Source organism: Streptomyces sp. 3MP-14 (genome assembly GCF_006334905.2).
Lineage (GTDB): Bacteria > Actinomycetota > Actinomycetes > Streptomycetales > Streptomycetaceae > Streptomyces > Streptomyces triticirhizae.
Window position 1 is genome coordinate 444,229 of the sequence record NZ_VDLZ02000004.1, and the last position, 11,164, is coordinate 455,392.

Sequence of the window (11,164 nt, forward strand, 5' to 3'; positions counted from 1 at the left end):
CTGAGGCCCTTGGAACGCGGGGTCTTCTGAGGGAGCACGTCCTGAGTACGTCGATCGGCAGCAGCGCAAGGGCGTTCTGGGCCGTGTCCGTTCTACTGGCCACCACCGCCTGTGGATCGGCCGGTGCCGACGCGGCATCGGTCGATCCCCGAAGGGTCGGTCCGGCCAGCGGCGACATCACCTGGTACGCCATCAACTTCGGACCGGAGGGCTTTCCCGAGCAGCTGATCGCGGCCTTCGAGAAGGCCCATCCCGAGATCAACGTGGACTTCCAGCCGGCGCCCAACAACACCGACACCATGCGGGCGACGCTCACCACCGAGATCACCGGCGGCTCGGACGCGATCGACGTCTACAACGGCGACCTGGTGTGGCCGGCGCAGTTCGGCGACGCCCAGCTGGCGATGCCACTGGACGAGCACCTGCCCGACGACTTCTGGGACCGCTACCCGGAGGAGCGCGCCCGGCTCACCGAGTACGGCGACACCCATCTGGCGGCGCCGCTCTATGTGGACTCCGGCTTCCTCTACTACCGCAAGGACCTGCTGGAGAAGCACGACCTGCCGGTCCCGAAGACCTGGCAGGAGCTGGCCGAGACGGCGAAGCGGCTCCAGGACGACGGCGAGGTCGACTACGGCTATGTCGGGCAGTGGGCCAACTACGAGGGCCTGACGGTCAACTGGACCGAGCTGTCCGCCGCCGCCGGCGGCCGCAGCGTCTCGGCGGACGACTCCGAGGCCGCCATCGACTCGCCCGAGAACCGCGAGGCGCTGGACTTCATGCGGCAGCTGCTGGACAGCGGCGTCGTGCCCTCGGCCTCCACCAGCTTCCAGGAGCAGCAGTCCCTCCAGACGTTCGTGGAGGGCGAGGCCGCCTTCCACCGCAACTGGTCGCACGGCTGGGGCATGGCCAACGACCCGCTGGCCTCGGGGATCGTCGACAAGGTCGGCGTGATGCCGCTGCCCGGCTTCGAGGGCGGCGAGGAGGTCGGGCCCTCGGCGGCCGGCGGCTGGAACCTGATGGTCAACCCGCACAGCAAGCGGATCGGCGCCTCGCTGGTCTTCATGGACTGGATGACCGGCCCCGAGGCCCAGCGGATGATGGCGCAGAACTCCGTCCTGCCGGCCAACGAAGAGGTCCTGCACGACGAGGAGTTGCAGCGGGAGAACCCGGTGCTGGAGGTGGCCGCCGACCTGGACATGGTCGCCCGGCCCGCGCACACCCCGCGCTACCCGCAGATCAGCCACGGCATCTACACCAACATCAACGGCTCCCTGGCCGGCTCCGGTTCCACCGCGAGCGCGCTGCGGGCGGCGGCGGCCGACATCCAACGCGCACTGGAGGACCGGGCCCTATGAGCGGAGCCACAGCGCGGACCGAGCCCCGACGGGCGACGCCCCAGGAAACGGACGGGCGCTCCAGTCTGGACCGGAAGTTCGCGCGCCTGGGGTGGGGCTTCGCCACGCCGGCGCTGCTGGTGGTGCTCGCCATCACCCTCTTCCCCATCGCCTTCTCGGTGGCGATGAGCCTGAGCCATGTGACGGTCTCCGCCGACGGGTTCCAGCTCTCCGGCACCACCGGCGAGCACTACGAGCTGCTGCTGAAGTCCGACCGCTGGCGCCACGCCCTCGTCTTCACCGTGCTCTACACCATCGGCACGGTGGTCGCCGAGCTGGTGCTGGGCACCCTGATCGCCCTCGTACTGGAGCAGCTCTCCGGTGGCCGGGGCTGGATGATGGCGCTGCTGCTGCTGCCCTGGGCCATGATCACGGTGGTCTCGGCGCAGCTGTGGGCGTACATGTACAACGGCGTCTACGGGGTGCTCACCGCGCTGACCGAGGGGCTGACCGGAACACCGTTCCAGTTCCTCGGCACGCCGACGCCGGCCGTGCTCTCGATGGCGGCGGCCGACGTGTGGAAGACCACTCCGTTTGTGGCGATCATCGTGCTCGCGGGGCTGATGATGCTGCCCAGCGACGTGGTGGAGGCGGCCCGGGTGGACGGGGCCAACGCGTGGACCGCGTTCTGGAAGGTCCGACTCCCGCTGCTACGGCCGGCGTTGGTCATCGCGGTGCTGTTCCGCATCCTCCAGGCGTTCGGCATCTTCGACCTGCCCTTCGTGCTCACCGGCGGCGGCCCCGGCGACGCCACCGAGTCGCTGGCGCTGCTCGGCTGGCAGGTGATGTTCACCAACCTGGACTTCGGCCCCGGCGCGGCGGTGGCGGCCAGCACGGCGGCGCTGGTGCTGGTGGGCTGTCTGATCTTCCTGCGGGCCTTCAAGGCCCGGGTGGGCGACGAGGAGACGCAGGCATGATCCGACCCCGTATCCACTTCCACTTCCGCTGGGTGCACCTGGCGGCGCTGCTGGTCGCGCTGTTCGTGGCCGCGCCGCTCTACTGGATGGCCGTCAGTTCCCTCAAGCCGATGGAGGAGGTGGGCGCCAACCCGCCGACGGCCTGGCCGGAGAGCCTGACCTTCGAGAACTACCGGCAGGCGTTCGCCGACAACAACTTCGGCCGCTACCTGCTGAACTCGGCGCTGGTCTCGCTGCTAGCGACCGCCCTGGTGCTGAGCCTGAGCGCGTTCGCCGGCTACGCGCTGGCGCGACTGCCGCTGCGCGGCAAGTCGCCGATCATGATCGCGCTGCTGATGATCTCGCTCTTCCCGACGATCGCGCTGGCCGCGCCGCTGTTCCTGCTGATGCGGGAGATCGGCTGGCTCAACAGCTACCAGGGCCTGATCCTCGTCTACACGGCGCTCAACATCCCGTTCGCCATCTGGATTCTGCGGAACTTCTTCCTCCAGATCCCCAAGGAGATGGAGGAGGTCGCCTGGGTGGACGGCGCCTCCCCGGTGCGGACCGTGCTGGGCGTGATCCTGCCGCAGGCGCTGCCCGGGATGTTCACGGCGGCGATCTTCACCTTCACGGCGTGCTGGACCGAGTTCCTGATCGGACTGACCCTCAACACCGCCGACGACTACCGGACGATGCCGGTCGGCGTGGCGCTCTTCGGCTCCACGTTCACCGTCCCCTACGGCACGATCTTCGCCGCCGCGACGGTCTCGGTGCTGCCGATCGCGCTGCTGGTGCTGGTGTTCCGCCGGGCCGTCGTCTCGGGGCTGACCTCGGGCGCGGTCAAGGGCTGACGTCGCGGCGGGTTGATCGGGTGGTGGCTTGTTCGGCGATGATCGTCGGGTTTCCATGGAACGTCTGAAACCGTGTCGAACGTCCGAGACCGCCGCGCGACGCGGCCCGTACCCGCATGAGCCGTATGACCCGTAAGAAAGGTCGTCCCGCATGTCGCCGTTCCGCCCCGCTCCCAGCTGGCTGGCCGACGCCGTCCTCTACCAGATCTATCCGCAGAGCTTCGCCGACTCCAACGGCGACGGCATCGGCGACTTCGCCGGGGTCACCGAGCACCTGGACCATCTGGCGTGGCTCGGCGTCAACACGGTCTGGCTCAACCCGTGCTTCGCCTCGCCGTTCAACGACGCCGGCTACGACGTCTCGGACTATCTGAGCGTCGCGCCGCGCTACGGCACGGAGGAGCAGCTGGCCGAGCTGGTCGAGGCGGCGGCGCGGCGCTCGATCCGGGTCATGCTCGACCTGGTCGCCGGGCACACCTCGGACCAGCACCCCTGGTTCCAGCGGGCCGTCGACGACCCGGACGACCACCGCTACATCTGGACCGAGCGGATGGACGAGGAGCTGCCCAAGGGCTTCGTCACCTCGCCGGGCAGCCGGCCCGGCGGCTACCTGCCCAACTTCTTCGATAGCCAGCCCGCGTTGAACTTCGGCTATGCCCGCACCGATCCGAACGAGCCCTGGCGGCAGCCCGTGGACGCGCCGGGCCCGAAGGCCAACCGGGCCGCGCTGCGGGAGGTGATGGACCACTGGCTGGGCCTGGGGCTGGCCGGCTTCCGCGTGGACATGGCGCACTCGCTGGTCAAGGACGACCCGGGGATGAAGGAGACCGGCATCCTGTGGACCGAGCTGCGCCGCTGGCTGGACGACGCCCACCCGCACGCGGCGCTGCTCGCCGAGTGGGGCGACCCCTCGGTCTCGGTGCCGGCCGGCTTCCACTCCGACTTCTTCCTCCAGTTCGGCGGGCCCTCGGACGGGCTGCCGCTGCGCTCGCTGTGGAACAACGGCCAGGGCACCGTGGCCGAGCACTGGACGCAGGAACACTGCTACTTCGACGAGCAGGGCCTGGCCTCGGCCGGCACCTTCGTCAGCGCCTTCGAGTCGGTGAACGCGGTCGTCGGCGACCAGGGCTTCGTCACGCTGCCCAGCGCCAACCACGACTTCTCCCGGCTGGCCTGCGGCACGCGGACAGCGGAGCAGCTGCCGGCGGCGTTCGCGTTCCAGCTGACCTGGCCGACGCTGCCGGCGATCTACTACGGCGACGAGATCGGGATGCGCTTCATCCCTGACCTGCCGGACCACGAGGGCAGCCGGCTGGGCCCGCGCTACAACCGGGCCGGCTCGCGCACCCCGATGCAGTGGGACGGCTCCCCCAACGCCGGCTTCTCCACCGCGCCGGCAGAGAAGCTGTATCTGCCGATCGACCCGGACCCGCAGCGGCCCAACGTGGCGGCCCAACGGGCCGACGAGGGCTCGCTGTTGCACCTGGTGCGGCGGCTGATCGCGCTGCGCCGCTCGCACGCGGAGCTGGGCGCGCGGTGTGGCGTCGAGGTGTTCCACACCGGCTATCCGCTGGTGTATCTGCGGGGTGACCGCTTCCTGGTGGTCGTCAACCCGCGCCGCGAGCGCGCGGAACACCCGCTGCCCCGGCCGGACATGGCGACGGCGCGGCTGGTGTTGGGCGACGGCGTGACGGTGGGACCCGACGGGGTCGCGGCCGCCGGCTTCGGCTACGGCGTCCTCGACCTGCGGCCCTAGCCGGGCGAACGGGAGGGGCCCGCGGCCCTGGGGGCCGCGAGGCCCCGGGGCACGGGACATCCGGGCGCACGCTGACCAACGCCCCACCAGACCACCGAACCGCGCGAACGCCGGGGCGCCGGCAGCCTGTGCCTCGCGCGCTCGACCGCCCTGACGTCCCTACAGCTGGTCCCCCCTGCCGGGTGGTTCCGGAGGATGCGTCCCGCCGCCGTCCTTCATGTCCTCTTCGCAGGTGCGTCGGGCGTAGGACTGGTCATTGGGGATCAACAGCACTCCGTCAACCTGCCCAGGGTGCTCGACGGCGAGCCAGTCGTCGCCCGTGAGGGGATCGTCGGCCGGCCCGAACGCCTGGGACGAGGAGACCGTCTGACACCCCAACGTCACGCGCTCGCTGTCGACCGCGCAGGCGTCCACTACGGGGTCGGAAAACTCGTCGACGCCGTCGAAGCGGAAGCGGAAGTGGACCTGGTCACCTTCGGAGGGCACCTGCGGGTGGGGTTCAAGGCTCCAGTCAACGATCGCGGCGGTGAATCCGAGAGGCTGCCCGTCCGTGCCCACGACCTGCACCCTGACGTCGGCCCTACCGCGCTCCGCCGTCGTGTCCGAGCAGATCCACGAAGAGCAGCCGGACAGGGCGAGAACCACCAGAGCCGGCCGGGCGATGGCGAGCACACGCGCGGGGAACATCGAGATGACCTCCGGTCGGGGTGGGGCGGCCCAGGCCCGCTGGCGGGCTGTGAACGTACCCCACCGCGTCGCTCTGGTCCGTGCCGGGGCTCACTTCGAACGAGGCGCACCGGACCGGAGTTGTGCTGCGAGGACGGCGAAGCCGAACCGGTCCCCCGCTGCCCACCTCTGCTGCTGGGCCGGCGCCCACCGTGCCCCGCCTGCCAGCTGTAGGTTCGCGCCGCCAGTGTCATTACGGACCGCGGTGACCTGCTGCTTGTATTGCTGTCTCACCAGATGTCCCGCAGTTTCCGTCTCAGTTCGGTGGCATTTCCTCACGCGGCTTCGCCTTGCTGGGCTTCGTCGGGCGTCCAGGTCTGGTCGAACCAGGCGATGAAGTCCTTCACGGTTCCGATGCGGGCGATTCTCTCGTGGATGGCCCGCTGGTCGTGTCCGGGGAGGAAGTCACCGCGTTCGATCAGTTTGCCGCAGCCACAGTTGCACTTCCGGTTGTCCAGTGGGGACTTGAGGTAGGTGATCGGGTTCTGCTGGGCGCCGTTCGGGGCGGGCTTGCCAACGTAGTAGTCGTGAACCGAATGCCCAGGTCCGAGGATGCGGCCTTCGAAGGACCGGCGCCCACCAGGGACGTCGACAACCCGTTCGATCTCCATGGCCAGGCGGATGACTCCGCCGCCATTGACGACCGCGAATCGCTCACGTTCAACGCGCGTTCCGGGCATCACCCAGACTCCGCGGGCGATCTCGTACAGCTGCTGGTCGGGCAGCCCGTCGCTCCAGCCGATCTGCGAGCGCTGGAGGGGATCACTGTTCGGGTCGACGTCCTTTTGCTTGCCGAGAGTGATCTGAATCATCGCGCCTCCCTGCGAGGTTGCCTCGTGGCCGGAATGGCTGAGGCAGCCCATTCAGCGCATACCATGCATCCCCGTTGTAACGGGGTATCACGGCCTTCTTGCAGAGGACAGTCGGCATCCTGGATGCGGAGCGGACGGGCCCCGGGATCTGCGAGCATCTGGGGGTGTTGTGCCGGACGAAGGAGATCAGTTGTTACGTCTTCAATCAGTGAGCAAGCGCTATGGCCGTGGCGATTGGATCCTGAGAGACGTGGACGTGGAGGCCCCGGCCGGCGAGGTCGTGGCGTTCGCAGGCGGGAACGGATCGGGGAAGTCGACGCTGCTGCGGATCGCGGTGGGCCTGTCCCGGCCGACCCGCGGCACAGTGGCCGCCCGGCCACCCGTTGTTGGGTACGTCCCGGACCGCTTCTCCCCCCAAGAACGCATGTCGGCCGCGGCGTACCTGACGCACATGGGCCGCGTCCGCGGGTTGACCACCTCGGTCGCCTCGGCGCGGGCCGGCCAGCTGCTGGACCGACTCGCCCTGGTGGGCGGCAAGCACGCCCCCCTGCGGAGCCTGTCGAAGGGCAACGCGCAGAAGGTCGCGCTGGCCCAGGCCCTCCTGGTGGAACCCGGACTGCTCGTCCTGGACGAGCCATGGTCCGGGCTGGACGCCGACGCCCACGGCGTGCTCGCCGAGATCATGACCGAGGTCGCGGCCTCCGGCGGCACAGTCGTGTTCACTGACCACCGCGAGTCGGTCACCCGGGCCCGTGCCACCCGGACCTACACGGTCGGCAAGGGCCGCGTTTCGTTGCAGGGACCGGAGCCGTGGACCACCGAGCAGCGGCCCGCGTCCGACGTCGTCCTGACCGCGGGCCGGGACGGCCGCGTACCGCAGGGCCTTGCCTGGGAAAAGCTGGACGGCGTACTGGCGGTGAGCCGGAACGTCACGGGCGTCAAGGTCCGCGTGGGACGCGAGTCCACCGACGCCCTGCTGTTCACCGCGCTCCAGCATGGCTGGTCCGTCGAACGCGTCACCGAAACGACCACGGACCACCACCGGACGCCGAACGCCGCGACGAACGGAGACATGCGGTGATCGCGCTCATCCGCTACACCTTCGCCACTGTGCTGCACACGCAGCGCTACCTCGCCCCGCTGCTCCTGTTCATGGGCCTCATGGGCGTGCTGACCGTCAACGGCAGCGGCCCGCTGCCCCCCGCCTACGCCTCCTCCGCCGGCGCCCTGTTCGTCTGCTCGACCTGGCTGACGATCGCGCTGATGAGCTTGGACGACCCGCCGCAGCGGGCGATCGTCGTCGTCACCGCGGGCGGCCGGTCGCTCACGGTGCTGCTCGCGGCGATCGGCACGGCCCTACTGAGCTGTCTCGTCCTGATGGTCTTCGGACTGTTCTTCCCCTTGTGGATGGGCGACTACGTGGTCACCACAACCGACCTCTTGCTGGGCATCGAGGCCCAGCTCACCTGCGCCCTCGTCGGCACCGCCATCGGCGTGCTGTGCTCACGGCTGGTCTTCAAACGGCAGGGGTACGCGCTGGCCGCCGCCCTCGCGCTGGTGATGGGAGCCCTCTTCACCAAGGGCATGCCTCCGGTCAACCGTCTGTTCACCCTGATGGCCACCACCCCCGACGCGACGAAACTGCTCGCCCCCACCGGCGTCATGCTGGCGATCTCCGCGCTGATCCTTGCCGTGTTCACCGCCGCCGCGCAGTTCGTCGCCGGGCGCAGGGAATAGACCGCCGGCTCTCATCCGCCCCAGGGGCCTGCCGCTGGGCACGTGGTGACCGTGGCGGGCCTGTCGGACGCTTCCTGATCAACTACTGACGGGCGGTTCGGCCCTTGTCCGGCAACCAGGCAGGTCGTGCTGCCGGCCCAGGTAGCTGATCATTCCGGGTGAGAAGCCGGTCTCCGCCGCGAGTTCGCGGCAGGTGCGTCCAGCGGCGCGTTGGTCACGGAGCCAGTCGAGATCGATCTGCCGCCAGCGGGTCGCTTTGCCGCTGAGCAGACCGCGGTAGGGGTCCAGGGCGGCGCCGTTGTAGCGGCGGGCGTCCAGGTCGATGCCGTAGTGCTGGATCCTGCGCCATTCCACCCGCAGGAACTCAAATGCCAGGTCCGGATCGCGCGGGGCCTCGATGTAACCGGCCCGGTTCAGCCCGTGCTCGAACATCGCCGCCGGCGACATCCGCAGCCCCGGCACCCACGGATCGACCAGACTCGTGTGCGGCCGGTGGTGATAGACGCAGGCCACCCACTCCCGGATGATCGCCTCAAGCTCAGAAGGAAGAAGAACGCCTCCCTCTCGGGACGCTCGCCGCGCGAGTGCAGATCAGGACCCTTGTAACCGGGCAGGGCCTGCAGCAGATCTTCGCGCAGGGTCAGAAAGAACCTCTCCAGCGGGCCCTTGTCGCGGCCCGTCCGCAGCCGGGCCGGCTGCACCGAGATCCCCAACCGGCGGCAGACGCTGGTCAGATGCTCCGAGACGAACACCTTGCCGTGATCGACCAGCACCGTCTCCGGCACCAGCGCCGGCGACGCAGCCGAACGCATCGGCCCCTCCAACGCGGTGACATCGATCAGCACCGCCCGCGGAATGCCGTGCTCAGGCCAGAGAGCGTGCACCGGCCAGTCCTCCCCAGCGGGCCGGGGACGGAACGCCTGGTAAAGGGCGACGCTGGCGTCGACGACCTTCGTCGACACCGGTGTGATCCTGATCCCCAAGACGCAGCGCGTGTACCAGTCCATCGCGACGGTCAGCTCCGCCTGCAGCCACTGCAACGTGACCGGGTCCAGGGCGAAGACGTCCAGCCGGTTGGTGTCCATCAGCAGGTACTCGCCTGGCCGGGTCGGCCGCAGCTTCCCGTAGACCCCGCCGGGCCGGGCGGCGATGTCCCGGTTTCGCTTCGTACTCAGCTGGAACGTCGGATGACGCCGCTCCAGATCCTCCAGGAGGCGATAGGACGTCGCCCGGCTGGGCAGGTCCTCCTCGTCGAAACCCCTGGCCAGCAGCCGGGCCCGCGTCCGCTCGATGACCATCTTGCGCGACGGCTTGGACTGGCCCGTGTGCTCGACCATCACCTCCAGCGCTGCCTCCGACCACACCTCCGCGTTCCGGTGCCCCGAGCGCGGTCCGCTGCGGGCCGGCACCAGCCCCGCCTCGCCGTCCTGGCGGAAGGCCGCGACCCACCGCTTGACCGTGCGGGTCGCCACCTCGAGCTCGGCCGCCTTCGCCGCGTACCTGCTCTCCATCGGCTCACCCGCCGCGTAGGCACCACGAGGCTCCCCTGCGGCCGGCAGTTCCTCGCTGCCGCTGCGGAACCCAGTGAGCACCTCCCTGACATGCGCGGCCCGCTCCAGGACCCGCTCCCGCTCACCGGCGTCCAGCCGGTCCAGCACGACCGCCGCCATCTCCTGCGGATCGTCGGAGGCCGGCCCCGGCCCGCAAGAAGGGCTGGGCCACGATCGCGGTCACATCCCGGTCGAAGTCCGCGTAGAGCAACCGCGCCAGCTCCAGCCGCGACTCGTAGATCACGTGATCCGACTGCGTACTCGACCAGTACGAACCCGAGTAGTGCTTCTGCCCGGCGTACCAGCGGAACGTCCGCCACGGCTCGGCCGCGTACAGCATCTCCAACGGCACCGACCCCCAGACGAGACCTTCAGACGCCTCATCCTCGGCAAGCCGAACACACACCTCTACATCCACCGTCCACCCCAGTGCCCGTGTAACTGACCTTGATCACAGGACAGTTGCACGGGCACTGGGGTGCGAACGATCACACGCACTTTCGATAACTCGAAAGGGTGGTCATTCCGATCTGGGAATCTCAATACCGCGTCATAAGTGCTATTCAGAGGTCATCGCTCGCGAGAACATGACGCAGATTCTGAGTACCTACACGCGAGCCTCAGGCACGCGTGCTGACCTCGCGGATCTCCCGCAGGTGACGTTCCATCGCCGCACCGGCCGGCACCGCCCGGCGGGCGACCACCGCTTCGAAGATCGCGCGGTGGCCGCGCACGGATATCCGCCGGCCCTCCAGCGTCCGGTGGGACAGCTCACGGGTCCGCCGCGTCCAGTCCGTGGTCATGGTGCAGAGTGTCACCAGCAGCGGGTTCTGCGCGGCGTGGGCCAGCAGCGTGTGGAACTCGACGTCCAGCGCCAGCGACTCCTCCGGGCTCAGCTCCTCGTGCGAGCGGGCCAGCACCTCCTCCAGGGACAGCAGGTTGGAGTCGGCCGCCCGCACCGCCGCCAGCTGGGCTATCCGGGGCTCCACCAGATCCCTCAGCTCCGTGGCGTTGGCGATCTCCACGTCCAACTCCGAGAGCCCCTCGTAGAGTTGGCTGACGCCCTCGGGCTGCTCGGCGACCACGCTGCCGCGCCCCTGGTGACGCTCGATCAGCTTCTTGGACTCCAGCTCGAACATGGCCTCCCGCAGCGAGGCCCGGGAGACGTTGAGGCTGGCCGCCAGGTCCCGCTCGGCGGGCAGGCGGTCGCCGGCCCGCAGCTCGCCGCTGGTGATCAGCCGCTCCAGGTGGGCGGCCACCTCGGCGCCCACGCTGCGCGAGCGGCGCACCATCGGCGGAATGGAAGCGAAGCTCATCGGCGGCTCCCCCCTTCGAGAGTCGGACCCCTCGGGCCCCAACCAGCGGAGCCGGGTCGGCCCGGTGGTCTGACCAATGAGTACCACCCCGATTCGGCGCGCCGCAAGGCGTGTTGACGG

Annotated in this window: 9 protein-coding genes and 1 pseudogene; 6 read left to right on the forward strand and 4 right to left on the reverse strand. The window is 69.5% G+C overall.

Translation table 11 applies throughout. The features are described 5' to 3' along the window. The first annotated feature begins 83 nt into the window (after positions 1 to 83). The 4 genes from FH609_RS08720 to FH609_RS08735 all read left to right on the forward strand — a co-directional run bounded on the left by FH609_RS08720 (position 84) and on the right by FH609_RS08735 (position 4,903). A complete protein-coding gene (locus FH609_RS08720; RefSeq protein ID WP_193317798.1) occupies positions 84 to 1,358 on the forward strand; it encodes an ABC transporter substrate-binding protein in 1,275 nt (424 codons plus the stop codon). Continuing rightward, the gene (locus FH609_RS08725; protein ID WP_139666326.1) at positions 1,355 to 2,314 is read left to right on the forward strand and encodes a carbohydrate ABC transporter permease; all 960 of its coding nucleotides are present in this window, start codon (positions 1,355 to 1,357) and stop codon (positions 2,312 to 2,314) included. The genes FH609_RS08720 and FH609_RS08725 overlap by 4 nt, the downstream gene beginning before the upstream one ends. Beyond that, entirely contained in the window at positions 2,311 to 3,147 is an 837-nt protein-coding gene (locus FH609_RS08730; protein WP_139666325.1) for a carbohydrate ABC transporter permease, read from the forward strand. The genes FH609_RS08725 and FH609_RS08730 overlap by 4 nt, the downstream gene beginning before the upstream one ends. Positions 3,148 to 3,298: 151 nt before the next feature. Further along, positions 3,299 to 4,903, forward strand: a complete 1,605-nt coding sequence (locus tag FH609_RS08735; RefSeq protein ID WP_139666324.1) for an alpha-amylase family glycosyl hydrolase — start codon at positions 3,299 to 3,301, stop codon at positions 4,901 to 4,903. Between the two features lie 159 nt (positions 4,904 to 5,062). Here the strand turns inward: FH609_RS08735 and FH609_RS08740 are convergent, their stop codons facing one another. Then, the gene (locus FH609_RS08740; RefSeq protein ID WP_193317797.1) at positions 5,063 to 5,590 is read right to left on the reverse strand and encodes a hypothetical protein; all 528 of its coding nucleotides are present in this window, start codon (positions 5,588 to 5,590) and stop codon (positions 5,063 to 5,065) included. Between the two features lie 314 nt (positions 5,591 to 5,904). Then, the gene (locus FH609_RS08750) at positions 5,905 to 6,441 is read right to left on the reverse strand and encodes a hypothetical protein (RefSeq protein WP_139666323.1); all 537 of its coding nucleotides are present in this window, start codon (positions 6,439 to 6,441) and stop codon (positions 5,905 to 5,907) included. A gap of 250 nt (positions 6,442 to 6,691) precedes the next feature. Here FH609_RS08750 and FH609_RS08755 point away from each other — a divergent pair, with 250 nt between their 5' ends. Both FH609_RS08755 and FH609_RS08760 read left to right on the forward strand, forming a co-directional pair. Next, positions 6,692 to 7,522 (forward strand): ATP-binding cassette domain-containing protein, encoded by an 831-nt coding sequence (locus FH609_RS08755; RefSeq protein ID WP_226961498.1) that lies wholly within the window; start codon positions 6,692 to 6,694, stop codon positions 7,520 to 7,522. Further along, positions 7,519 to 8,178, forward strand: a complete 660-nt coding sequence (locus FH609_RS08760) for a hypothetical protein (RefSeq protein WP_139666322.1) — start codon at positions 7,519 to 7,521, stop codon at positions 8,176 to 8,178. Before FH609_RS08755 ends, FH609_RS08760 begins: the two co-directional genes overlap by 4 nt. Before the next feature lie 78 nt (positions 8,179 to 8,256). On the opposite strand, the pseudogene FH609_RS08765 reads toward FH609_RS08760, so the two are convergent. Next, positions 8,257 to 10,068: pseudogene (locus tag FH609_RS08765) on the reverse strand (transposase). A 280-nt stretch (positions 10,069 to 10,348) separates the two neighbouring features. Next, entirely contained in the window at positions 10,349 to 11,044 is a 696-nt protein-coding gene (locus FH609_RS08775) for a FadR/GntR family transcriptional regulator (RefSeq protein WP_139666321.1), read from the reverse strand. Between the last annotated feature and the right edge of the window lie 120 nt (positions 11,045 to 11,164).